The following is a 21,929-nucleotide window of genomic DNA, read 5'->3' as shown; positions in this document are numbered from 1 at the left end:
CAGGATGGGGCGATGGCGACGGTGCGAAGAGGACGGCGGCCGGAGACGGTCAAGGCGGCACGGCGGCCGGAGGTCCGGCTTCCGGAGCTGACGGTGTGGCAGGGCGGTGGCCTGGAGCCGGACGGGGACTACGACGGGCTGGACTTCGCCGACCTGGACTGGGCGGGGCAGGAGGGGGCCGGGGCCCGGTTCATGGACTGCGCGGTGCGGCGGTGCTCGCTGGATGAGGCGGGGCTGGCGAGGGCCAGGATTCTGGACTCGGTGCTGGAGGGGGTCCGCGGGGTGGGGACGGACCTGTCGGGGGCCTCGCTGCGGGACGTGGAGCTGGTGGACGCGCGGCTGGGCGGCGTCCAGCTGTACGGGGCCGCGCTGGAGCGGGTGGTGGTCCGCGGCGGCAAGATCGACTACCTGAACCTGCGGGAGGCCCGGCTGCGGGACGTGGTCTTCGAGGGGTGCGTGCTGGTGGAGCCGGACTTCGCGGGGGCCGTCCTGGAGCGGGTGGAGTTCCGGGACTGTGCGCTGCGGGGGGCGGATTTCACCGGGGCGCGGCTGGCGGACGTGGACCTGCGGGCCGCGGCCGAGCTGGACCTGGCCCGCGGGGTGGACGCGCTGGCCGGGGCGGTGATCAGCCCGGGCCAGCTGTTCGACCTGGCTCCGGCGCTGGCGGCGCAGCTGGGGCTGCGGGTGGTCCCGTAGGCGCCGGCCCCGCGTACCCGTGGGCCCCGTGGGCGCAGGCCCCGCGGGCCCGTGCCGCCGGCCGGGTGCGCGGGCGGGTCAGGCCGGGACGCGGGGGAAGCGGGACTGGAGCATCCAGACGGCCGGGTTGTCCGCCAGGCCGTCGTGCATGTCGACGAGGTCCGCGATCAGGTCGTGCAGGAAGTCGCGGGCTTCGCGGCGCAGCAGCCGGTGGCTGAAGGTCAGCGGTTCCTCGTCGCCCGGCATCCAGTCGGCCTCGATGTCGACCCAGCCGAAGCGGCGTGCGAAGAGCATCCGGTCCGTGGATTCGGTGAAGTCGAGCTCGGCGTACTGGCGGTTGGCGGAGCGGCTGCCGCGGGGGTCCTGGTCGAGCTGCTCGACGATGTCGCACAGGGCCCAGGCGAAGTCCAGCACCGGCACCCATCCCCAGGCCGTGGACACTTCCCGGTCCGCGTTCGTGTCGGCGAGGTACACGTCCCCGCAGAACAGGTCGTGCCGCAGGGTGTGGACGTCCGCGGAGCGGTAGTCGGTCTGCGGGGGGTCGGGGAAGCGCCGGGAGAGGGAGTAGCCGATGTCGAGCACGTAGCCGATGGTGTCACGGCCCCGCGGCCCCGCGGCCCCGCGGCCCCACGGCCCCACGGCCCCGCGGCCCCGCGGCCCCGCGGCCCCACGGCCCCACGGCCCCGCGGCCCTGCGGCCCCGCGGCCCCGCGGCCTGGGGGCCGGGCGGGGTCGCCGCCCGTCACGGCAGCAGGCGCTGCTCCTTGGCCACCGCGACCGCGCCCGCCCGGGTGTCGACGCCGAGCTTGTCGTAGATGCGGCCCAGGTGGGTCTTGACCGTGGCCTCGCTGATGAACAGGGCGCGGGCGATGTCCCGGTTGCCGAGCCCGCGGGCCAGCTGGCCGAGGATGTCCAGCTCGCGGTCGGTGAGGGTGGGGCGGGTGCCGCGCATGTGGGCCATGACCCGGCTGGCCACCGGCGCCGACAGGGTGGTGCGGCCCTGCGCCGCCGAGTGGATGGCGGCGAACAGCTCCTCGGGGCGCTCCGCCTTGAGGAGGTAGCCCGTCGCGCCCGCGCCGATGGCCCGGGTGATGTCGGCGTCCGTGTCGTAGGTGGTGAGGACCAGGACGTGCGGCGGGTCGGGGAGGGCCGTGATGCGGCGGGTGGCCTCGACGCCGTCGATGCCCTCGCCCAGCTGGAGGTCCATCAGCACCACGTCGGGGCCGAGCCGGGCGGCCAGGGCGACGGCCTCCTCGCCGCTGCCCGCCTCGCCGAGCACCTCGATGTCGGGCTCGCTGCCGAGCAGGGCGAGCAGGCCGGCCCGGACGACCACGTGGTCGTCGCAGAGGAGGATCGTCGTCATGGGGCCGGCTCCAGGGGGATGGCCGCGGAGAGGACCGTGCCCTCGCCCGGCGTGGATTCGATCGTCAGGGTGCCGCCCAGCTGGCGGACGCGGGCGCGCATCGCGGGGAGGCCGTGTCCGCGGTCCGGAGCGGCGGCGGGCCCGTCGCGGGGCTCGGTGAAGCCGTGGCCGTCGTCGGCGACGTCCAGGACCACCTGGTCGCCGAGGAAGCTCAGGGTCAGCGCGGCCGTCCGGGCGCCGGAGTGCTCCCGTACGTTCGCCAGGGCGCCCTGGGCTATGCGCAGCAGCGCCGACTGCACGCGGTCGGGGAGCGGGGCGGGGGCGCCTTCGAGGTGGAAGCGGACCGCGATGTCCGGGCCGGCGTCCAGGGTGCGCAGCGCCTGCGCGAGGCCGGCGCCGCCGGCGAGCTCGGGCGGCGCGAGGTCGTGGACCAGGCGGCGCGCCTCGGCGAGGCCGCGGGCGGCGATGTCGGTGGCGGTGCGGACGTGGGTCCGGGCGGTGCCGGGGTCGCAGTCCCAGGTGCGGTCGGCGGCCTGGAGCAGCATCTGCTGGCTGGACAGGTGCTGCGCGAGGGTGTCGTGGATCTCCATGGACAGCCGCTGCCGCTCGGCGAGGGTGCCTTCGCGGCGTTCGGTGGCGGCGAGTTCCCGGCGGGTGCGGATCAGGTCGTCGATCAGGGTGCGCTGGGCCTGCGCCTGGCGCTCCATGTGGACGAAGACGGCCGTCGCGAGGGCGGCGACGGCCGGCGGGGCCAGCAGCAGGTTCGGATCGAAGGCGGTGGCGAGCTGGAGCTGGGCGATCACGACGAAGACGGTCAGCAGGGCGACCAGGACGATCGCGGCGCGCGGCGGGAGGGTGCGCAGGGCGGTGAAGAAGAGCGGTACGGCGCACCAGGCGAAGCTCGGCGCGAGGACCACCAGGACCACCCAGGTCGCGACGACCAGGCCGAGCCAGACGAGCCGGCGGGGCGGCCGGCGGACCGCCCGGCCGGCGGCGGGCCCCGAGGCGCCCACGGCCGGGCCGAGGACGTAGAGCAGGGCCAGGGCGATGCTCAGCGCGAGGACCCACGGTGTCCGGGGCTCGCCGGGGTGGCGCAGCAGGAAGCGGGCCACCGATGCGCCGAGGAGCAGGAAGAAGGCGGCGTGCATGACGGTGGCCAGGGTGCGCGTGTCGGCATCGGCCGGGGTGCGCTGCCGCGGGGGTGCGGGGCTCACGGGGTGCTCCTGGCTCCTCGGGTCGGGTACGTCCATCCTGCCGTGTCCCGGCGGGCGGCCCGGTGTCCCCGGCCGGTGGGTCCGGGGCTCCGCCCCCGGCCCCGCGCCTCGGCCGCCGGCCGGGCACCACCCTGCCGAGCCTGCGGGGGCGCCGCATCGACCGAACGGCTGACCCCGGGGTCAACCGGTGCGGTGTGCGGCGGGAGCCGGTACGCGGACGGGGCGCAGGGGGTTCCGGGCCCAGGCTGGGAGCAGTGGACGAGCCGGCCCGCCGGGTCAGGAGCGCCCGCCCCGATGCCGTCACCGTGTCACCGTTCTCAGGAGCAGAGATGAACACCCGCACCCGCGTCCTCACCGGTACCGCCCTCGCCGTCGCCCTGGGCGCCGGGACCTTCGGCGCGGTCAGCGCCAGCGCGTCCCCCGCGGCCGAGGCCGCCCCGGCCGCCGTCTCCGCGAAGAAGGACGACGCGAAGAAGGACGACGCGAAGAAGGACGACGCGAAGGACAAGGACTTCACCACGACCACCCACCTCACGGTCGACGCCGCCACCCGCGCCGCCCAGGCCGCGCTGGACGCCGCCGAGAAGGAGAACCAGAAGGTGACGGTCGCGGTCGTCGACCGCAACGGCAACACCATCGTCACCCTGCGCGGGGACGGCGCGGGCCCGCAGTCCTACGAGTCCGCGGAGCGCAAGGCCTTCACCGCGGTGTCCTGGAACGCCCCGACCTCGGTGCTCGTGGGCCGCCTCGCGCAGACCCCGAACCTGAAGGACATCCCCGGCACCCTCTTCCTCGGCGGCGGCACCCCGGTGCAGGCGAACGGCGCTCCCGTCGCGGGCATCGGCGTGGCCGGCGCCCCCAGCGGCGACCTGGACGAGAAGTTCGCGAAGGCCGGCGCCGACGCGCTCGGCAAGTAGCTCCCGCACGGGCGCCGATCAGGTCGTCTCTTCCGGATCGTGCCGGCTCTGCCGGGCGGGCCGGTCCCCGACCCGACCCGCAGGAGACGGCCTAGGATCGGGTGCGTGGAACCACGGACCCGAGCCCGCCTGGCCCTGCCGGCCGCCGCCGCCCTGCTCGTCCTCACCGGGGCGTGCACGGGCGGCGCCGTGCAGGGCCGGCCGGGCGCCTCGGGGCTGCGCGACCCGTACTTCCCGAAGGCGGGCAACGGCGGCTACGACGTGCAGCACTACGCGCTGGACCTCGCCTACGACCCCGGCGACGGGCTCCTGCACGGCAAGGCGGTCATCACCGCCCGCGCCGAGCAGGGGCTCAGCTCCTTCAACCTCGACCTGGCGGGCCTGCGCGTGGACTCCGTCGAGGTGCAGGGCGCCGCGGCCCGGTACAACCGGACCGGCAACGAGCTGACGGTGCGCCCGGCCGAGGACCTGGAGAAGGGCGAGGTCTTCCGCACGGAGGTCGCGTACGGCGGCAAGCCGAAGACGCTCACGGACCCCGACGGCTCCCAGGAGGGCTGGATCACCACCGGGGACGGCGCGGTGGGCGTCGGCGAGCCGGTCGGCTCGATGACCTGGTTCCCCGGCAACCACCACCCCAGCGACAAGGCCGCCTACGACATCACCCTGACCGTCCCGCAGGGCTACGAGGCGGTGTCCAACGGCGAGTTGCGCTCCCGCTCCGACGCCGGCGGGGGCCGGACCGCCTTCGCCTGGCACAACCCGGAGCCGATGGCCGGCTACCTGGCGACCGCCGCCGTGGGCCGGTTCACGGTGACGACGGGGCGGACCGCTTCGGGCGTCGCCCTCTACACCGCGGTGGCGCCGCAGGAGGCCGCGGCCGGTTCCGGTCCGCTGGCGCGGCTGCCCGAGATGGTCGAGTGGGGCAGCAGCCGCTTCGGCCCGTACCCCTTCGGCACGGCGGGCGCGATCGTGCTGCCGGCGGGTTCCCTGTCCTACGCCCTGGAGACGCAGACCAAACCCGTGTACGCCGGTGCGCCCGGCGAGGACGGGCTCGTCGTGCACGAGTTGGCCCACCAGTGGTTCGGCGACTCGGTGTCGCCGGAGTCCTGGAAGGACATGTGGCTCAACGAGGGCTTCGCCACCTACGCCGAGTGGCTGTGGGACGAGGACCACGAGGGGGCCACGGCCGAGGAGCACTTCCAGGCCTTCCTGGACGGCGACACGGACGTGGACGACGAGGCGGACTCCGACTGGTACGCCTTCCCGCCCGCCGCCCCGCCGGGCTCCGAGGAGATCTCCGACCCGCCGGTCTACCACCGGGGGGCGATGGTCCTGCACCGGATCCGCCAGGAGGTGGGCGACGAGGAGTTCTTCGCCCTGCTGCGCGGCTGGGCCGCCGACCACCGCCACGGCAACGCGGACACGGCCGGGTTCACCGCGTACGCCGAGGAGAGCACGGGCCATGACCTGGAGAAGGTCTGGGACGTCTGGCTGTACGGGCAGAAGCGCCCGCACTAGGGCGTGTCTCCCGGGGCGTGCCCGGGGGTGTTCAGGCCAGCGGTTTGCGCAGGACCGTGCAGGGGCGGCCGCGTTCGAGGTCGGGGCCCGTGCGCAGGGGCGCGTAGCCCTGGGCCTGCCAGAAGGCGAGGGCCTTGGTGTTCGCGTCCAGTACGGCGATCCGCACGCCCGTGCGTCCGGCCGCGCGGAACCGGTCCTCGACGAGGCCCGCCAGGGCCCGGCCGTACCCCTTGCGGTGCGCGGTGGCGTCGATGAGCAGCAGGCCGATCCAGGGGTCCGGGTCGCCGGAGTCCGGGTCGGGGTGGTGCGCCAGGGTGGCGGCGAGGCCGACGAGCCGGCCGGCGGAGCGGGCGAGGAGCACTTCGGCCCCGTCGTGGGCGAGTTCGTCGGCGAGGGCGGCCGCGACCTGTTCGACGGTGATGCGGCCCGGGTCGGGAAAGTCGCCGCTGAGGTCGAAGAACGCGTGGTTCGTTGCGTACAGGGCGGCGATCTCGGTGAGGACCGGGCCCGGGAGGGCGCCGTCCACGGGCAGGAGCGGTTGCAGGATCACCCGGTGAACGGTAGCGAAGCCCCCTCCCAGGACGGCCGGGAGGGGGCTTCACCGCAAGACTTCCTGCGCGGGGTCACGCAGGGAGCCGGTCTCAGACGTTGACGCCGAAGTCCTGCGCGATGCCGGTGAGGCCCGAGGCGTAGCCCTGGCCCACGGCGCGGAACTTCCACTCGGCGCCGCTGCGGTAGAGCTCGCCGAAGACCATCGCGGTCTCGGTGGCCGCGTCCTCGGAGAGGTCGTAGCGGGCGATCTCGGCGCCGCCGGCCTGGTTCACGACGCGGATGTACGCGTTGCGGACCTGGCCGAAGTTCTGGCTGCGGCTTTCGGCGTCGTAGATGGAGACCGGGAAGACGATCTTGTCCACGTCGGCGGGGAGGCCGGCGAGGTTGACGTTGATGGCCTCGTCGTCGCCCGCGCCCTCACCGGTGCGGTTGTCACCGGTGTGCACGATGGTCTGGTCCGGGGTGGACTTGTTGTTGAAGAACACGAAGTGGCCGTCGGAGACGACCTTGCCCGTGGCGTTCACCGCGATGGCCGAGGCGTCGAGGTCGAAGTCGACACCGGTGGTGGTGCGCACGTCCCAGCCGAGGCCGACCGTGACGGCAGTGAGGCCGGGGGCCTCCTTCGTGAGCGAGACGTTGCCGCCCTTGGACAGGCTGACAGCCATGGGAATGTCCCTTTCCTCATCCGACATGCACGTGCACGCAGTGTGTGACCGCGCTGTGCGGCCAAGTTACCGCTGTCTTCTCCAACGCGAGGAAGGGCGGGCGGGTTCCCGTCGGGAAATGCGGCGGACGTGAAATGCGGGTGACGCGGCCGGAGCGGGCACGGATCATAGGGGCATGCCTGGTCCCCATGTCATCCGCGGTTCGGTCGTGCTCCCCGAGGGCGAGCTCGCCTGGCGCTTCTCGCGTTCTTCGGGGCCGGGCGGCCAGCACGTGAACACCTCCGACTCGCGGGTGGAACTGCTCTTCGACCTGGCCGCGACGAAAGCGCTGCCGGAGGTGTGGAAGGAGCGGGCGCTGGAGCGGCTCGCATCGCGCCTGGTGGACGGGGTGGTGACCGTACGGGCCTCCGAGCACCGCTCGCAGTTCCGCAACCGGGAGATGGCGCTGGTCAGGATGGCTTCGCTGCTGGCGGAGGCCACGGCGCCGCCGCCGAAGCCGCGCCGGGCGACGAAGATCCCGCGGGGCATCAACGAGCGGCGGCTGCGGGAGAAGAAGGCGCGAGGCGACACGAAGCGCGGCCGCACCGGCCGCGACTGGTAGCCGGAGCGAGCCGGAGCGAGCCGGAGCCAGCCGGAGCCAGCCGGAGCCGGGAGCGCACAGGGGCAGGCCTCCGCCCGTGGCGGGTCAGCCGCTCAGGTGCCGGTAGCGGCCCCGGAAGTACGTCAGGGGCGGGGCGTCCGGGGACGGCAGCGCCGCCGTCAGGACCCGCCCGACGACCAGGGTGTGGTCGCCCGCGGCCACGCGGTTCTCGGTGCGGCATTCGAGGGTGGCGAGGGCGCCGGTCAGCAGGGGCGCGCCGGAGGCCCCGCCCCGCTCGTACGGCAGGTCGGCGAAGAGCAGCCGGTCGCTGATGCGGCCCTTCATCGCGAAGCGGCCCGCGACCTGGAGCTGGTGGTCGGCCAGGACGGAGACGGCCCACAGGGGCTGCTCGGCCAGCAGGTCGTCCATCCGGGACCCCTCGCGCAGGCTCACCAGCACCAGCGGCGGGTCCAGGGACACCGACATGAAGGCGGTCGCCGTCATGCCCACGTCCTCGCCGCGCGGCCCGTCCGCCGTCAGGGGCGTCTCGTGGGCGGTGATCAGGCACACGCCCGCGGCCAGCCGGGACATGGCGGCCCGGAACTCGTCGTTGCTCACTCCCCCAGGATGGGGGGTGCGGGGGACGGCCGGGGCACCGGGGCGGGGCATGCGGGACACGGGGGGCACAGGGGTCGTTTTCGGCACGGCAACACGCTAGGGTCGCGATCCCGCCCGGCACATCGGGCCCTGGTCGGAGCCGTGTCCCCGCCCCGCGGCCTAGGACCGGCCGTATCGTTTGCCCGCGTGAACGAGAGGGAGCGCTCTCTGTCGGGAAGGGCCCGTTGCGCCCCTTTATTCATCTCATGTGACTTGAGTCACAGACGGCAAGATTTGTTGACCCTGTGTACCTGCCGCACAGCTCACTGTGATTCAGTGGACGGGACACCGCAACGAAACGCCGATGACATACCTGGAGTTGCTGTCGAGGTCTCGGGGAGAGCGAGCAATGGAGACCGAGTCGGAGCCGTACGTCCGTCTTGCGACCCTGCGGCAGCTGCACCGGGTGGTGGCCGAGCTCAACACGGCCAGGAGCCTGGCGGACACTCTGCAGACCGTCGTGGACGGCATCGTCGTGGGCCTCGGCTACGAACTCGCCTGTGTCAACCTCGTACGCCCCGACGGTGATCTCGTCGTCGCCGCCTTCGCCGGAGACCCCGCCGCCGAGGCGCTGATCACCGGCCGGGTCGGCTCCCGCGCCTCCTGGGAACGCCGCCTGACGATGGGTGAGGACTGGGACGGGCTGCGGTTCATCCCGCACACCGAGGGCTGGGTCCTCATGGAGGACGACGTCCCGCAGTGGCACACCGAGGGGCCCGAACCCCGCTTCGAGGACGAGTGGCACCCCGAGGACCGGTTGTACGCCCCCATGTATGCGTCCGCCGGGGAACTTCTGGGTGTCATTTCGGTGGACAGACCGAGGAACGGGCGCCGGCCGGGCGCCTGGGGGCGCGAGGCGCTCCAGATGTACGCCTTCCAGGCGGCGATTGCGATCAGCAACGCACGGCTGCGCGCGAACATGCAGCGCGCCCTGGTGCGGCTGGAACGCGAGCAGCAGGCCCTGCGGGCCAGTGAAGAGTCGTTCCGCCAGGCCTTCGAGTACGCCCCCAGCGGCATGGCCATCGCCGAGATGGGCGGGGACCAGCACGGCCGGCTGCTGCGCACCAACGACGCCCTGTGCAGGCTGCTGGGGCGCCCGGCCTCCGTCCTGCGCCGCTACTCCTTCTCCGACCTGGTCCACCCCGAGGACATCGGCACCCTGCTGCGCACCTCCGCCGAGGGCGGCCGGGCCGAGCTGCGGCTGGGCCGCCGGGACGGCACGTACGTATGGGTCTCGCTGCGCAACTCCGTGGTCGCGGACGCCGCGGACGGGCCGCGCTTCCTGCTGACGCACGTCGAGGACATCGAGGAGCGCAAGCGGCACGAGCTCCAGCTGGCGCACCGGGCCAGCCACGACTCGCTGACCGGGCTCCCCAACAGCGCCGAGCTGCGGGCCCGCCTCGGCGCGCGGCTGTGCCGCAGACCGCAGTCCGTGCGGGCCACCGCGGTCGAGGCCCTGGACGCGGCCTTCGAGGGGCGCGAGGGGTACGCCGGGGGCCACGAGGTGCGGGTCGAGGCGGGTGGTGCGGGCGAGCACGGGTTTCAGCCCGACGGTCCGGACCGCTACGCCGGGCACGACCCCTTCGAGTTCCCCGGCTCGCTGCCCGCGCAGGCCGACGGCCCGTACGACCACCACGTGCACACGGTCGCGCCCGCGACCGACATCGACGACGGGACGAAGGGGCTCGCGGTCCTCTTCTGCGATCTCGACGGCTTCAAGTCGATCAACGACCGCTTCGGCCACCACACGGGGGACGCGGTCCTGATCGAGGTGGCCCGGCGGCTGACGACCTGCGTCAGGGACGGTGACACCGTCGCCCGGCTGGGTGGTGACGAATTCGTCGTCCTCGCCGACGGCCTCGGCGCGGCCGACGCCGCCGACCTGGCGGTCCGGCTGCGCAACGCGATCATCCCGCCGATCCGGGTGGACGGCCGCGCGGTCCGTGTCGGGGCCAGTTTCGGCATCGGCTGGGCCAGCTGCGGGATGTCCGCGGACGAGGTGCTGCGCTCCGCCGACCAGCGGATGTACGTGGAGAAGCGGTCGCGTTCCAAGGCGCACCGGCGGGCCGGCTGAACCGGTCGGCCGCCCGGGGGTCCACGTGTTCGGGGTAGGCTCCCGTGGGTTGAAAGGAGTGACCTGCGATGACGACGCCCGCGAACAACGGCCCGCACAGTGGGGCGAACAAGCCCGAGGACGATGATCCGTTCGGGTATCTCTACGCGGACGGCCAGGCGGCCGGAGCCACGCCACCCGCCTCGGGCGGTGGATACGGCTATCCGGGCCCTTCGGCCGGTGGTCATTCCGGCCCGCAGCCGGGCGTGCCCCGTACCTCGCACCACCAGGTGCGCACGGTCGGCGAGCGGACGTACGGCGGCCAGCGCGGCCCCGTCCCGCAGCAGCCGGGCCCCGGGCAGCAGCCCCCGTACCAGGCCCAGTACCAGGCCCCCGAGGCGCTCCAGGCGAACGGCTACGGGGTTCCCCCGCAGCAGCAGCCCCCGCAGCACCAGACGCAGACGATCTCGCACTCCGGCGGGCACGGCGGGCACGGCGGGCACGGCGGCGGCGGGTCCAGCCGCAAGGGCATGCTGATCGCGGCCGCGGCGGTGGTCGCGGCCGTGGCCATCGGCATCGGTGCGGCCGTGGCCTTCGGCGACAAGGACAAGAAGGACGAGGGGAAGTCCGGGGGCGGCGAGCAGAACCCCTCCTCGGCCCCGCAGAACCCGGCGTCACCGACCCCGAGCGGCTCCGCGCAGCCCTCGGAGGCCCCGCTGCCCAAGGCGGACGCCTCGGGCGCGGGCATGGACCTCACGGGCGGCGCCGTGCTGCAGAGCGCGGTGCCGGGCGCCAAGAGCGCGGGCGGCCAGTACGTCGGCGGCTTCAACCAGCTCGGCGCGGCCGTCACCTGGACCGTCGAGGTGCCCAAGGACGGCGAGTACACCTTCCGGATGCTCTACGGGGTGCCCGGCAAGGACGCCAACACGACGCTGACGGTCAACGGCACCGCCCAGAACCGTGCGCTCAACATGAAGAACTTTGCGAAGGCCGCCGAGGGGGACTGGGCCAAGGGGTGGACGAACACCTACGCCTACGTCAACCTCAAGAAGGGCACGAACACCATCAGGATCTCCTGTGAGCAGGGGAACTCGTGCGAAGCGGCCATCGACCAGTTCGTGCTGGAGAAGCGCTGACCGAGGTCCCGGCCGGCCGGTGACCCCGGTCGCCGGCCGGGGTCACCGGGCCCCGGTCACCTGCACCGACCCCCGTACCTCCTCGTAGGTGCGGGGGTCGAACTCTCCCGCGGCCGGGGCCGCGACCGTGGCCGCCGACAGGGCGACGGCGCGGACCAGCCGCTCCGGCCAGTCCAGCCCCTCCACCAGACCCGACAGCAGACCGGCGACCGCGGAGTCGCCGGCTCCGGTGGGGTTGCCGGCCAGGGCGCGGGGCGGCGCCGCCCGCCAGCCGCCCCGGGCCGTGGCGGCCAGCAGTCCCTCCGGGCCCAGTGAGGTGACCACCGCGTGGGCGCCCCGTCGCAGGGCGTCGCGGGTGGCGGGCAGCGGCTCGCGGAAGCCGGTCAGCTCGGCCAGTTCGGCGGCGTTCGGCTTGATCATCTCGGGGCGGGCGGCCACCCCGCGGCGCAGGGCCTCGCCGCTGGTGTCCAGCAGGACCGGCACCCCGGCCGCGCGGGCGGTCCGTACGAGCACCGCGTACGCGCCGACCGGGACGCCGGGCGGCAGGCTGCCGCACAGGGCCACGGCGCGGACGCCGTCCAGCAGGGCCTGGTACCGGGCCAGGAAGCCGGCCCACTCGGCGGGGGTGACCAGGGGGCCGGGTTCGTTGAACTGCGTGGTGTCGCCCGAGGTCTCGTCGACGACGGCGACGGTGCGGCGGGTGGCGCCGGCACAGGGGAGCAGGGCGTCCACCACGCCGGGGGAGGCGGCCAGCAGCTCCCGTACGAGGGCGCCGGCGGGGCCGCCCGCGAAGCCGGTGGCCGTCACCGGGTGGCCGAGCGCGGCCAGCACCCGGGCCACGTTGACGCCCTTGCCGCCGGGGCGTTCGGCGACGGCGGTGACCCGGTGCGAGGCGTGCGGGCGCAGGCGCGGGACGCGGTAGGTGACGTCGAGTGCGCAATTGAGCGTCACGGTCAGGATCATGGGCTCCCCCGGGTCTGTCGGTGCCGGGATCATGCCAAACGCAGAGCGGCCGGCCCAGTCCCGGGGCCGACCGCTGCACCGCTTTCCAGCCGCTCGGCCGTCAAAGCGCCCGTCAGGCCGCCGCCCGGACAGCCGGGCTGACGATCCATTCGCCGCGCCGCATGACGCCCCGGACGTCGAAACCGGCGTCGAGGACGACCAGGTCCGCGTACTTTCCGGGCTCCAGCGAGCCGATCCGGTCGTAGAGGCCGAGCAGCCTGGCCGGGTTGGCGGAGATCGCCTGCACCACGGACTCCACGGGGAGCCTGTCGAGGGTGACCGAGCGCTTGAAGGCGGTGTCCAGGGTCAGGGTCGAGCCCGCGATGGAGCCGCCCTCGACGAGCCGGGCCACGCCCTGGCGGACCTCGACTTCCAGCTGGCCGAGGCGGTAGGTCCCGTCGCCGAAGCCGGCCGCGTCCATCGCGTCGGTGATCAGCGCCACGCGGTGCGCGCCTGCGTGGTGGAAGGCCAGCTCCAGCATGGCCGGGTGCAGGTGGGTGCCGTCGTTGATCAGCTCGACGGTGATCCGCTCGTCCTCCAGCAGCGCCGCGATGGGGCCCGGCGCGCGGTGCTCCATGCCCGGCATCGCGTTGTAGAGGTGGGTGGCCACGGTCGCGCCCGCGTCGATGGCCTCGCGCGTCTGCTCGTAGGTGGAGTCGGTGTGGCCGATCGCGGCGATGACCCCCTGCTCGGCGAGCAGCCGTACGGAGTCCAGGCCGCCCGGCAGCTCGGTGGCCAGGGTGAACATGCGGGCTGCGCCGTGCGAGGCGTCGACCAGCTTGCGGACCTCCGCCGGGTCGGGGTCGCGCAGCAGGGTCTCCTCGTGGGCGCCCTTGCGGCAGGGGTTGATGAAGGGGCCCTCGAAGTGGATGCCCGCGATCTCGCCCTGCTGGGTCAGCTCGGCGAGCATCCCGGCCCGCCGGGCCAGTTCGGCGAGGTCCCCGGTGACGGTGGAGGCCACCAGGGTGGTGGTGCCGTGCTCGCGGTGGGTGCGTACGCCGCGCAGGACCTCCTCGGCGGTGCCGGAGGTGAAGGAGGCGCCGCCCCCGCCGTGGTTGTGCATGTCCACGAAGCCGGGGACGATCCAGTGCCCGCCGAGGTCGAGGACCGCGGCGCCCTCCCGGGCGCTGCCGGCGATGCGGTCGCCCTCGACGATGACCCGGCCGTTGGCCACGGTTCCGGTGGGCAGCACCACCCTGGCGCCGGAGAGAACAGTGCTGTGTGCGCTTCCGGACATCAGGCAGGTACCTCCGTGGCGAGTAGGTCCCAGGCGAGCAGACCCGCGCCCAGGCATCCGGCGGTGTCCCCGAGGGCAGCCGGAACGATGTGGGGGAGCCGCTGGAACGTCACGCGCTCCTCGACGGCCGCCCGTAGCGGTGTGAACAAGGTTTCCCCCGCCTCCGCGAGCCCGCCACCGATGATCAGCGTGCGCGGGTCCAGCAGGGTGATGGCGGTGACCAGCCCGTCGGCGAGGGCGCCGACCGCAGCCAGCCAGACCTCGCGGGCGCGCGGGTCGCCGTCCCGGACGGCCTTGGCGCAGTCCGCGGCGTCGGCGCCGGGGTCCCCGCCGGCCGCGGCCCAGGCGCGGCTGACCGCGGAGGCGGAGGCGAGGGTCTCCAGGCAGCCGCGCTGTCCGCAGCCGCAGGCGGGGCCGCCGGGACGGACCACGATGTGCCCGATCTCGCCCGCGTAGCCGTGGGCGCCCGCTTCGATGCGGCCGGCGATGCCGATGGCTCCGGCGATGCCGGTGCCCAGGGGGACGAAGAGGAACCGGTCGGCGCCGCGCCCCGCCCCGATGCGGCCCTCGGCGAGTCCGCCCGTGCGGACGTCGTGGCCGAGGGCCACGGGGATGCCGCCGAGGCGCCGGGTGAGCAGCTCCCTCATCGGCACGTCGCGCCAGCCCAGGTTCGCCGCGTACACGGCGATCCCGTTCTCGGCGTCGACGATCCCGGGTACGGCGACCCCGGCGGCGCAGGCGGGGGCTCCGAAGCGCTCCCGGCCGGTGTCGAGGAGCTCGGCGGCGAAGTCCTGGATCGTCTCGACGACGGCTTCGGGACCCCGCTCGCGGCCGGTGGCGCGGCGCACCTCGTGGAGCAGGGTGCCGTCGGCGGCGACCAGGGCGGCTTTCATCCCGGTGCCGCCCACATCGAGGGCGATGACGTGTTTCACGGGTTTCACAGGGGACAGTCTCGCGTGCTCGGCGTGGAAAGGTCTAGTCCATTGAGGGGGATTGTTGAGTGGCCATACAAATCCGGGACCGGGCTCCGGACACGAACCGGCCACGAGCGGGTTCCGGATGTGGACCCGCCGCCAAAGTGGTGTAGACCTTACGTGGATCGTACGTACAACAAGGGGTGGATGGAGAACTGTGAAGGGCCGTTACCTGAACCTGGCCGCGTCGGGCGCCGCGCTGTGCCTGACAGCCGTGACGCTGACGGGCTGCGGAGCCGTCGGTGGACTCACCGGGGACAACGAGGTGACCCTGCGGGTCGTGGCGGCCGACTACGGGGACAATCCGCAGAACTCGTCCGCGACGTACTGGAAGGACCTCGCCGACAGCTTCGAGAAGGCCCACCCGGACATCCGCGTCGAGGTGAGCGTCTACTCCTGGTCCGAGGTCGACGCCAAGGTCGCCGAGATGGTCAAGGCCGGCAAGGCCCCCGACATCGCCCAGATCGGCGCCTACGCCGACTACGCGGCCGACGACAAGCTGTACTCCGTGGACGAGCTGCTCTCCGTGAAGACGGAGGCCGACTTCCTCGGGCCGCTCGCCGACGCGGGCAAGGTCAACCGGGTCCAGTACGGCATGCCCTTCGTGGCCAGCACCCGGCTGCTCTTCTACAACGAGAAGCTGTTCGCCGACGCCGGCATCGTCCCCAAGGACGGGAAGACCCCCTGGCAGCCGAAGAGCTGGGCGGAGCTGGAAGCCGCCGCGAAGAAGCTGAAGGCCGCCGGGGTCCAGACCCCCCTCGCGCTGCCCCTGGGCCGCGAGGAGGCACAGGCCGAGACCATGATGTGGATGCTCGCGGGAGGCGGCGGCTACACCGACAACGAGGAGGCGTACTCCATCGACTCGGCCGACAACATCAAGACGCTGGAGTTCCTGCGCGACAAGATGGTCGGCCAGGGCCTGACCGGCCCGGTGGAGCCCGGCAAGCTGGACCGCCAGGCCGCCTTCGACGCCTTCACGCGCGGCGAGGTCGGCATGCTCAACGGCCACCCCACGCTGCTGAAGCAGGCCGCCGGCAAGGGGGTGAAGTTCGGCATGGTCACCCTGCCCACCTCCGACGGCACCGAGCACTCGGCGATGGGCGTCGCGGACTGGATGATGGCCTTCAAGACCGGGCACAAGGCCGAGTCCGGCGCGTTCCTGGACTACGTGTACGAGGCGAAGAACGTGACCGCCTTCACCAACGCCTACGACCTGCTGCCCGTGACCACGAGCGGCTACCGGGCCGTGCAGTCCGGCACGGGCGGGTCCGCGCCGCAGCTGAAGACCTTCCTGGCGGCCCTGCCCAACGCCCGGCTGTACCCGGTCGGCAAGAAGTCCTGGGCGGGCGTGAGCGAGGACATCAAGCAGGACATCGGCAAGACCGTGCAGCCGGGCGGGCAGCCGGCGAAGGTCCTGGAGGACATCGCGACGGCCGCGCGGGCGGCGGACCCGCGCTGAACCGGACCGCCGGCCGCGGGACCGCCGGCCGCGGGACCGCCGGCCGCGGGACCGCCGCGCGCGGACCGCTGTCGGCGGGCGGCGTTAATCTGGCGGTATGACGGACGACGGGCAGCAGCTGACGGCCGCGGAGGCCGCGGTGCTCGCCTGCGAGGGACGCACCTGGCCCGGGCCCGGAGCCAAGGAACGGGCCATACGCGAGACCCTGGGAATGACCCCGGTCCGCTACTACCAGCTGCTCAACGCCCTCATGGACGATCCGCGGGCCCTGGCGCACGCCCCCGGCACGGTCAACCGGCTGCGGCGCATCCGCGAGGCGCAGCGCTCCCGGAGGTGACGGACGCGTGCCGCCCGCGCCGGGAGCACCCCGCGCCGTAGCCGTCACCCGGCCGGGCCGTTAGGGTCGTCCGTATGGGGAGCCAGCCGCACGAACTGCCGACGCCCGTCACCGCCGCCGGACGCGAGGGCCTCGACGCCCTGCTCCGCGCACCCCGCCGGTCCGTGGTCGCCCTCGACTTCGACGGCACCCTCGCCGACATCGTCCCGGACCCGGACCAGGCCCGCGCCCATCCCGGAGCCGTGCCGGCGCTGGCCGCGCTGGCCCCCGAGGTGGCCTCGGTGGCCGTCATCACCGGCCGCCCGGCGGGCGTGGCCGTCCGCTACGGCGGCTTCGCCGGGGTGCCGGGCCTGGAGCACCTGGTGGTCCTCGGGCACTACGGGGCCGAGCGCTGGGACGCCGTCACCGGCACCGTCCACGCCCCCGCCGAGCACCCCGGGGTGGCCGCGGTACGGGCCGAGCTGCCGGGGTTCCTGGAGTCGATCGGGGCCTGGCGCGGTACCTGGATCGAGGAGAAGGGCCGCGCGCTGGCCGTGCACACCCGCCGGGCCGCGGACCCGGAGGCCGCCTTCGCCGCCCTGCGGGAGCCCCTGGCCGAGCTCGCCGCCCGGCACGGGCTGATGGTCGAGCCGGGCCGGGCCGTGCTGGAGCTGCGGCCGCCGGGGACCGACAAGGGGGTCGCCCTGACGGAGTTCCTCGCGGAGACGGGGGCGGAGGCGGTGCTGTACGCCGGGGACGACCTCGGGGACCTGGCGGCCTTTGCGGCCGTGGAGAAGCGGCGTACGGACGGGCTGCCGGGGCTGCTGGTGTGCAGCGGCTCGGCCGAGGTCCCGGAACTGGCCTCCCGCGCCGACCTGGTCCTCCCCGGACCGGCCCAGGTGGTCGCCTTCCTCTCCACCCTGGCGACATCCCTCACCGCCTGAGCCGGGGCCGGGTTCACCGGGCGGAGCCTGGGCTGCGCCCGGGCTTTCGCCTCAAGCGCCGGCGGGGCTGGTTGTGCCGGGCCGGGCCTGGGCTGCGGTGAAGGATGGGCGGGGCCCCGGTCGGCCTGTGGGGCTTTTCAGCCCCGCCGGCGATTGAGGCGAAGGCTCAGGCGGAGCCCTGGTCGGCGCGGGCAGGGGCTCCGCCCGGGGTCACCGGGAGAGGGCGGTGAGCTGGGCTTCGAACCAGGCTGACGGGGGGAGGGCGGTGGCGGCGGCCGCGAGGCGTTTGGTGCGGTCCGCGCGTTCCGCCGCCGGCATGGCCAGCGCAGCGTGCAGCGCCTCGGCCGTCGCCGACACGTCGTACGGGTTCACCGTCAGCGCCTGCTCGCGCAGCTCCTCGTACGCCCCCGCCCCGGTGGACAGCACCAGCGCGCACCCCGCCTCGGAGACCACCGGGATCTCCTTCGCCACGAGGTTCATGCCGTCCCGCACCGGGTTCACCAGCGCCACGTCCGCCATCCGGTACGCCGCCAGCGAGCGCGAGAAGTCGTCCTGCACGGACACCAGCACCGGCTGCCAGTCCGGCGTGCCGAACTCCGCGTTGACCTCGTCCGCCAGCTCCCGCACCGCGGCCGTGTACGACCGGTACGCCTCCAGGTCCTGCCGCGACGGGTAGGCCGAGGCCAGGTGCACGACCTCGCCGCGCCACTCGGGGTGGACCGTCAGCAGCTCCCGGTAGGCCAGCAGCCCGCGCAGGATGTTCTTCGACAGCTCCGTCCGGTCCACCCGGACGACCGTCTTGCGTCCGGCGACCTCCTCCCGGAGTCCCGCCAGCTTCTCGTCGACCTCGGGGCGGTGCGCGAGCGCCCGCAGTTCGTCCGCGTCCACGCCCAGCGGGAACACGGCGACCCGCGTGCGTTCCTCGTCGGGCCGGGCGCCCGCCCGGAAGGAGTCCGCCCAGGCCGTGGTGTGGAAGCCGACCACGTCCGCGCCGAGCATCCCCTGCACCAGCTGCTCCCGGACGTCGCCGGGCAGCATGTCCAGGAACTCGGGCGCCGCCCACGGGGTGTGCGTGAAGTGCGCGATCCGCAGGTCGGGGCGCAGTTCGCGCAGCGCGCCCGGGACCAGGGCCAGGTGGTAGTCCTGCACCAGGACCCGCGCTCCCTCGGCCGCCTCATGGGCGAGGGCTTCGGCGAAGGCCTGGTTGTAGGCGGTGTACGACTGCCACTGCTCCCGGAAGCGGGCGTCGAAGACGGGGGTCCGCGGGCTGTCGTAGAGGTGGTGGTGCGTGAACCAGAGGACGGAGTTCGCGATGCCGTTGTACGCGTCGTCGTACACCGCGGGATCGATGTCCAGCATCCGGACCCCCGGTTCGGACACGCCGCGCCGGACCGCCTCCCGGTCCCCGTCCGACAGGGCCGCGCAGATCCACAGCGCGTCCGGCTGCTGCGCCAGCGCGGCGGACAGGCCGGAGACGAGACCACCCCCGCCCCGGCGCGCATCGAGGGTGCCGTCCGCGGAGAGGTCGTAGGAGAGCGGGCCGCGGTTCGCCGCGACGAGTACCTGAGAAGCCATGCGGCCAACCTAGCCCGGCCCGTGCATGCTCAAACGTGTGTGATCGTCACGCCACGCGGCGTCGCGCGTACTCGGTGACCGTCACCATCGGCGGCCGCTCCTCGGTGTCCACCGGGTGGGTGTGCGGGACGAAGCCCTCGGGCCCGCGTTCGAACTGGACGAGTTCCGGCCGGACGAGGTGCCCGCGGGAGAGGCGCACCTGCGCCGTGCGGTAGATCGCCGCGGCCATCCGGCCGAGCGCGCGCCCGTCCTGGTGGCGGTGGAGCCGCACCCCGACGTCCACCTGGGCCAGTGCGTCCAGACCGACCGTGTGCAGGGCGTCGACCAGCAGGCCCAGCTCCACCCCGTACCCCACGGGGAAGGGGAGCCGCTCCAGCAGCCCGCGGCGCACGGCGTACTCGCCGCCCAGCGGCTGGACGAACCCGGCGAGCTGCGGCCAGTGGAGGTTCAGCAGCGGGCGGGCGACGAGTTCGGTGACCCGGCCGCCCTGCCCGGGGGCGTCGCCGAGGGGCCGGTCGTACATCGCCTTGACGAACTGCACCTCGGGGTCGGTCAGCAGGGGCCCGAGGATTCCGGAGACGAAGGCGGAGGAGAAGTCGCGCAGGTCCGCGTCGACGAAGCAGACCACGTCCCCGGTGGTGGCCAGCAGCGAGCGCCACAGCACCTCGCCCTTGCCGGGCAGGGCCGGTATCCGCGGCAGGACGTCGTCGCGGTGCACGACGCGGGCGCCGGCCTTCGCCGCGACCTCGGCCGTGCGGTCGGTCGAGCCCGAGTCCACCACGAGCAGTTCGTCCACCAGCGGGACGGGCAGCCCGTCCATGAGGTCCCGCCGGATCGCCTCGACGATGGCGCCGACGGTCGCCTCCTCGTCGAGGGCGGGGAGCACCACGCTGACCGTGGTGCCGGCTGCCCGTTTCCGGTCGAGCAGCTGGTCGAGCGGTCGGTCTGCGGCGGACCAGGAGCGGGCGGCCAGCCAGCGCTCCACCTCTTCCAGCACTCTCAGCACTCCCTGCGGTCGGGCGGATCGGCCCAAGCCCGGATCCATCTCGCGGTTCGGACGGTTGTCTCAACCGGCCGGGGCCTTCGGTTACAGTCTTGAACAACGCGAAGGACCATCGCATGTCGGGGGTCCTCGTGCACAAACGCCCGGGTGCGCCGCAGAGCGCGTCGCCCGGTGCCATACCGCTCATCCAGAGGGGCAGAGGGACACGGCCCGTTGAAGCCCCGGCAACCCTCCAGTCGGTCTCGCGATCGCGTACGTCAGCGACAACAGCGAGGTCCCCGGCTAGGGAAGGTGCCAAATCCGTCTCATGGCGAAGTGCGCCATGGGGAAGATGAGGAGAAAGGGCCTCGCCATCATGGCTGCACAGACTGCCACCTCTGCCGACGTCGATTCGGTCGATCTCGGACCCGCCACCGGCCTCTCCTGTCGCGAGTGCGGTACCCGCTTCGCTCTCGGCCCGATCTTCGCGTGCGCCGAGTGCTTCGGACCCCTGGAAGTCGCCTACGACCTCCCCACCGGCGACCCGGAGGCGCTGCGCGCCGCGATCGAGGCCGGCCCGGACAACATCTGGCGCTACGCGCCGCTGCTGCCCGTCCCCGCGGACGTGGCCTCCAAGCCCAGCCTGAACCCGGGCTTCACCAAGCTGGTGGACGCGGCGAACCTGGCCAAGGAGCTGGGCGTCACCGGCAAGCTGTACGTGAAGGACGACTCCGGCAACCCGACGCACTCCTTCAAGGACCGCGTCGTGGCCATCGCCGTCGAGGCGGCCCGCGCCTTCGGCTTCACCACCCTCTCGTGCTCCTCCACCGGCAACCTGGCCGGCGCGGTCGGCGCCGCGGCCGCCCGGGCCGGATTCCGCTCCTGCGTGTTCATCCCGCACGACCTGGAGCAGGGCAAGGTCGTCATGGCCGGGGTGTACGGCGGCGACCTGGTCGGCATCGAGGGCAACTACGACGACGTCAACCGCTTCTGCTCCGAGCTCATCGGCGACCCGCTGGGCGAGGGCTGGGGCTTCGTCAACGTCAATCTGCGCCCGTACTACGGCGAGGGTTCCAAGACCCTGGCGTACGAGATCTGCGAGCAGCTCGGCTGGCAGCTGCCCGACCAGATCGTCATCCCGATCGCATCCGGCTCGCAGCTGACGAAGATCGACAAGGGTCTGCAGGAGCTGGTCAGGCTGGGCCTCGTCGAGGACAAGCCCTACAAGATCTTCGGTGCGCAGGCCGAGGGCTGCTCCCCGGTCTCGACCGCCTTCAAGGCGGGTCACGAGGTGGTCCGCCCGCAGAAGCCGAACACCATCGCCAAGTCCCTGGCGATCGGCAACCCGGCGGACGGCCCGTACGTCCTGGACATCGCGCGGCGCACCGGCGGCTACGTCGAGGACGTCAACGACGAGCAGGTCGTCGAGGCCATCAAGATCCTCGCGCAGACCGAGGGCATCTTTGCGGAGACCGCGGGCGGCGTGACCGTCGGCGTGACGAAGAAGCTCATCGAGAACGGGCTGCTCGACCCGGCGCTGACCACGGTGGTCCTGAACACCGGCGACGGCCTGAAGACCCTGGAGGCGGTGGCCGCGGACAGCGGGCAGACCGCCACCATCCGCCCGAGCCTGGACGCGTTCCGCGCCGCCAACCTGGCCTGACCCTCCCCCTGCACACCGGAAAGGCAGTAGCGCCATGAGCGTCAACGTCCGCATCCCCACCATCCTGCGCACCTACACCGGCGGCCGGGCCGAGGTGTCCGCCGAGGGCGCCACGCTGGCCGAGGTCATCGAGTCGCTGGAGAAGAGCCACCCGGGCATCGCCGCGCGGGTCCTGGACGACCAGGGCAAGCTGCGGCGCTTCGTGAACGTCTACGTGAACGACGACGACGTGCGCTTCGAGGGCGGCCTGGAAGCGGTCACCCCGGACGGTTCGGGCGTTTCGATCATTCCTGCCGTTGCGGGCGGATGACCCTCCGGTAACTGACACGCGAAACCGAAATTGCCCCCTCCGCCACAAAGCGGAGGGGGCAATTCTGCTTGATTGGGCGCGGTAGGGTTGGGGAAGTCCCCTCCGCTGTTCTTGCCC

22 protein-coding genes and 1 riboswitch are annotated in these 21,929 nt (G+C 73.5%); of the genes, 11 read left to right on the top strand and 11 right to left on the bottom strand.

The window, feature by feature from the left end; genetic code table 11:
* The first annotated feature begins 12 nt into the window (after window positions 1-12).
* Entirely contained in the window at window positions 13-696 is a 684-nt protein-coding gene (locus tag ACLJTM_RS02030; RefSeq protein WP_411101580.1) for a pentapeptide repeat-containing protein, read from the top strand.
* 78 nt (window positions 697-774) lie between these two features.
* On the opposite strand, the gene ACLJTM_RS02025 is transcribed toward ACLJTM_RS02030, so the two are convergent.
* From ACLJTM_RS02025 to ACLJTM_RS02015, 3 genes are all read right to left on the bottom strand, one after another.
* Window positions 775-1,278: a hypothetical protein gene (locus ACLJTM_RS02025; protein ID WP_411101579.1), complete on the bottom strand. Its 504-nt coding sequence runs from the start codon at window positions 1,276-1,278 to the stop codon at window positions 775-777.
* Window positions 1,279-1,437: 159 nt separating this feature from the next.
* Entirely contained in the window at window positions 1,438-2,058 is a 621-nt protein-coding gene (locus ACLJTM_RS02020; RefSeq protein ID WP_411101578.1) for a response regulator, read from the bottom strand.
* A complete protein-coding gene (locus ACLJTM_RS02015; RefSeq protein WP_411102251.1) occupies window positions 2,055-3,206 on the bottom strand; it encodes a sensor histidine kinase in 1,152 nt (383 codons plus the stop codon). The genes ACLJTM_RS02020 and ACLJTM_RS02015 overlap by 4 nt, the downstream gene beginning before the upstream one ends.
* 395 nt (window positions 3,207-3,601) lie before the next feature.
* Here ACLJTM_RS02015 and ACLJTM_RS02010 point away from each other — a divergent pair, with 395 nt between their 5' ends.
* Complete coding sequence (locus tag ACLJTM_RS02010; RefSeq protein ID WP_411101577.1) at window positions 3,602-4,189, top strand: GlcG/HbpS family heme-binding protein; 588 nt, start codon at window positions 3,602-3,604, stop codon at window positions 4,187-4,189.
* Between the two features lie 105 nt (window positions 4,190-4,294).
* Window positions 4,295-5,707: a M1 family metallopeptidase gene (locus tag ACLJTM_RS02005; protein WP_411101576.1), complete on the top strand. Its 1,413-nt coding sequence runs from the start codon at window positions 4,295-4,297 to the stop codon at window positions 5,705-5,707.
* 31 nt (window positions 5,708-5,738) lie between these two features.
* On the opposite strand, the gene ACLJTM_RS02000 is transcribed toward ACLJTM_RS02005, so the two are convergent.
* Window positions 5,739-6,257 carry a GNAT family N-acetyltransferase gene (locus tag ACLJTM_RS02000; protein ID WP_411101575.1) on the bottom strand — a complete coding sequence of 173 codons (519 nt, stop codon included), beginning with the start codon at window positions 6,255-6,257 and terminating at the stop codon, window positions 5,739-5,741.
* A 91-nt stretch (window positions 6,258-6,348) separates the two neighbouring features.
* Window positions 6,349-6,924, bottom strand: a complete 576-nt coding sequence (locus ACLJTM_RS01995; RefSeq protein ID WP_411101574.1) for a TerD family protein — start codon at window positions 6,922-6,924, stop codon at window positions 6,349-6,351.
* Between the two features lie 175 nt (window positions 6,925-7,099).
* Between ACLJTM_RS01995 and arfB the strand changes: the two genes are divergently transcribed.
* On the top strand, window positions 7,100-7,525 hold the full coding sequence (gene arfB / locus ACLJTM_RS01990) for an alternative ribosome rescue aminoacyl-tRNA hydrolase ArfB (RefSeq protein ID WP_411101573.1): 426 nt from the start codon (window positions 7,100-7,102) through the stop codon (window positions 7,523-7,525).
* Window positions 7,526-7,609: 84 nt separating this feature from the next.
* Here arfB and ACLJTM_RS01985 read toward each other — a convergent pair whose 3' ends face one another.
* Window positions 7,610-8,173: a flavin reductase family protein gene (locus ACLJTM_RS01985; RefSeq protein ID WP_411101572.1), complete on the bottom strand. Its 564-nt coding sequence runs from the start codon at window positions 8,171-8,173 to the stop codon at window positions 7,610-7,612.
* Window positions 8,174-8,510: 337 nt separating this feature from the next.
* Here ACLJTM_RS01985 and cdgB point away from each other — a divergent pair, with 337 nt between their 5' ends.
* Window positions 8,511-10,235, top strand: coding sequence for a diguanylate cyclase CdgB (gene cdgB, locus ACLJTM_RS01980; protein WP_411101571.1), 1,725 nt, complete (start codon window positions 8,511-8,513; stop codon window positions 10,233-10,235).
* Between the two features lie 68 nt (window positions 10,236-10,303).
* Window positions 10,304-11,350: a CBM35 domain-containing protein gene (locus ACLJTM_RS01975; RefSeq protein ID WP_411101570.1), complete on the top strand. Its 1,047-nt coding sequence runs from the start codon at window positions 10,304-10,306 to the stop codon at window positions 11,348-11,350.
* 42 nt (window positions 11,351-11,392) lie between these two features.
* Here the strand turns inward: ACLJTM_RS01975 and ACLJTM_RS01970 are convergent, their stop codons facing one another.
* The 3 genes from ACLJTM_RS01970 to ACLJTM_RS01960 form a co-directional block, all read right to left on the bottom strand.
* A complete protein-coding gene (locus ACLJTM_RS01970) occupies window positions 11,393-12,313 on the bottom strand; it encodes a 1-phosphofructokinase family hexose kinase (protein ID WP_411101569.1) in 921 nt (306 codons plus the stop codon).
* Window positions 12,314-12,425: 112 nt separating this feature from the next.
* Window positions 12,426-13,589 carry an N-acetylglucosamine-6-phosphate deacetylase gene (gene nagA / locus ACLJTM_RS01965; protein ID WP_411101568.1) on the bottom strand — a complete coding sequence of 388 codons (1,164 nt, stop codon included), beginning with the start codon at window positions 13,587-13,589 and terminating at the stop codon, window positions 12,426-12,428.
* Window positions 13,589-14,521, bottom strand: a complete 933-nt coding sequence (locus tag ACLJTM_RS01960; RefSeq protein ID WP_411102250.1) for an ROK family protein — start codon at window positions 14,519-14,521, stop codon at window positions 13,589-13,591. The genes nagA and ACLJTM_RS01960 overlap by 1 nt, the downstream gene beginning before the upstream one ends.
* 199 nt (window positions 14,522-14,720) lie before the next feature.
* On the opposite strand from ACLJTM_RS01960, the gene ACLJTM_RS01955 reads away from it, so the two are divergent.
* From ACLJTM_RS01955 to otsB, 3 genes are all read left to right on the top strand, one after another.
* Window positions 14,721-16,022 carry an extracellular solute-binding protein gene (locus ACLJTM_RS01955; RefSeq protein WP_411101567.1) on the top strand — a complete coding sequence of 434 codons (1,302 nt, stop codon included), beginning with the start codon at window positions 14,721-14,723 and terminating at the stop codon, window positions 16,020-16,022.
* Between the two features lie 97 nt (window positions 16,023-16,119).
* A complete protein-coding gene (locus ACLJTM_RS01950; RefSeq protein ID WP_411101566.1) occupies window positions 16,120-16,359 on the top strand; it encodes a DUF3263 domain-containing protein in 240 nt (79 codons plus the stop codon).
* 74 nt (window positions 16,360-16,433) lie between these two features.
* Window positions 16,434-17,282, top strand: coding sequence for a trehalose-phosphatase (gene otsB / locus ACLJTM_RS01945; protein ID WP_411101565.1), 849 nt, complete (start codon window positions 16,434-16,436; stop codon window positions 17,280-17,282).
* A gap of 210 nt (window positions 17,283-17,492) precedes the next feature.
* Here otsB and ACLJTM_RS01940 read toward each other — a convergent pair whose 3' ends face one another.
* Window positions 17,493-18,857, bottom strand: coding sequence for a trehalose-6-phosphate synthase (locus tag ACLJTM_RS01940; RefSeq protein WP_411101564.1), 1,365 nt, complete (start codon window positions 18,855-18,857; stop codon window positions 17,493-17,495).
* A 46-nt stretch (window positions 18,858-18,903) separates the two neighbouring features.
* A complete protein-coding gene (locus ACLJTM_RS01935) occupies window positions 18,904-19,854 on the bottom strand; it encodes a glucosyl-3-phosphoglycerate synthase (RefSeq protein ID WP_411101563.1) in 951 nt (316 codons plus the stop codon).
* 186 nt (window positions 19,855-20,040) lie between these two features.
* Window positions 20,041-20,198, top strand: a riboswitch (SAM riboswitch).
* Between the two features lie 17 nt (window positions 20,199-20,215).
* Between ACLJTM_RS01935 and thrC the strand changes: the two genes are divergently transcribed.
* Both thrC and ACLJTM_RS01925 read left to right on the top strand, forming a co-directional pair.
* Entirely contained in the window at window positions 20,216-21,502 is a 1,287-nt protein-coding gene (thrC, locus tag ACLJTM_RS01930) for a threonine synthase (protein ID WP_411101562.1), read from the top strand.
* A gap of 34 nt (window positions 21,503-21,536) precedes the next feature.
* Window positions 21,537-21,812 carry a MoaD/ThiS family protein gene (locus ACLJTM_RS01925; RefSeq protein ID WP_411101561.1) on the top strand — a complete coding sequence of 92 codons (276 nt, stop codon included), beginning with the start codon at window positions 21,537-21,539 and terminating at the stop codon, window positions 21,810-21,812.
* The last annotated feature ends 117 nt before the right edge of the window (window positions 21,813-21,929 follow it).

This window comes from Streptomyces sp. cmx-4-9 (assembly GCF_046548835.1).
GTDB lineage: Bacteria > Actinomycetota > Actinomycetes > Streptomycetales > Streptomycetaceae > Streptomyces.
Note: the sequence above shows the minus strand (reverse complement) of the source record. Positions and strands in the feature narration are given on the sequence as shown.

What these genes read in the sequence shown, in the direction of transcription:
- ACLJTM_RS02030 (WP_411101580.1), top strand. Translation starts at nt 13, where the DNA reads ATGGCGACGGTGCGAAGAGGACGGCGGCCGGAGACGGTCAAGGCGGCA.
- ACLJTM_RS02020 (WP_411101578.1), bottom strand. Translation starts at nt 2,058, where the DNA reads ATGACGACGATCCTCCTCTGCGACGACCACGTGGTCGTCCGGGCCGGC.
- ACLJTM_RS02015 (WP_411102251.1), bottom strand. Translation starts at nt 3,206, where the DNA reads ATGCACGCCGCCTTCTTCCTGCTCCTCGGCGCATCGGTGGCCCGCTTC.
- ACLJTM_RS02010 (WP_411101577.1), top strand. Translation starts at nt 3,602, where the DNA reads ATGAACACCCGCACCCGCGTCCTCACCGGTACCGCCCTCGCCGTCGCC.
- ACLJTM_RS01995 (WP_411101574.1), bottom strand. Translation starts at nt 6,924, where the DNA reads ATGGCTGTCAGCCTGTCCAAGGGCGGCAACGTCTCGCTCACGAAGGAG.
- arfB (WP_411101573.1), top strand. Translation starts at nt 7,100, where the DNA reads ATGCCTGGTCCCCATGTCATCCGCGGTTCGGTCGTGCTCCCCGAGGGC.
- ACLJTM_RS01985 (WP_411101572.1), bottom strand. Translation starts at nt 8,173, where the DNA reads ATGCCCCGCCCCGGTGCCCCGGCCGTCCCCCGCACCCCCCATCCTGGG.
- cdgB (WP_411101571.1), top strand. Translation starts at nt 8,511, where the DNA reads ATGGAGACCGAGTCGGAGCCGTACGTCCGTCTTGCGACCCTGCGGCAG.
- ACLJTM_RS01975 (WP_411101570.1), top strand. Translation starts at nt 10,304, where the DNA reads ATGACGACGCCCGCGAACAACGGCCCGCACAGTGGGGCGAACAAGCCC.
- ACLJTM_RS01970 (WP_411101569.1), bottom strand. Translation starts at nt 12,313, where the DNA reads ATGATCCTGACCGTGACGCTCAATTGCGCACTCGACGTCACCTACCGC.
- nagA (WP_411101568.1), bottom strand. Translation starts at nt 13,589, where the DNA reads ATGTCCGGAAGCGCACACAGCACTGTTCTCTCCGGCGCCAGGGTGGTG.
- ACLJTM_RS01950 (WP_411101566.1), top strand. Translation starts at nt 16,120, where the DNA reads ATGACGGACGACGGGCAGCAGCTGACGGCCGCGGAGGCCGCGGTGCTC.
- otsB (WP_411101565.1), top strand. Translation starts at nt 16,434, where the DNA reads ATGGGGAGCCAGCCGCACGAACTGCCGACGCCCGTCACCGCCGCCGGA.
- ACLJTM_RS01940 (WP_411101564.1), bottom strand. Translation starts at nt 18,857, where the DNA reads ATGGCTTCTCAGGTACTCGTCGCGGCGAACCGCGGCCCGCTCTCCTAC.
- thrC (WP_411101562.1), top strand. Translation starts at nt 20,216, where the DNA reads ATGGCTGCACAGACTGCCACCTCTGCCGACGTCGATTCGGTCGATCTC.
- ACLJTM_RS01925 (WP_411101561.1), top strand. Translation starts at nt 21,537, where the DNA reads ATGAGCGTCAACGTCCGCATCCCCACCATCCTGCGCACCTACACCGGC.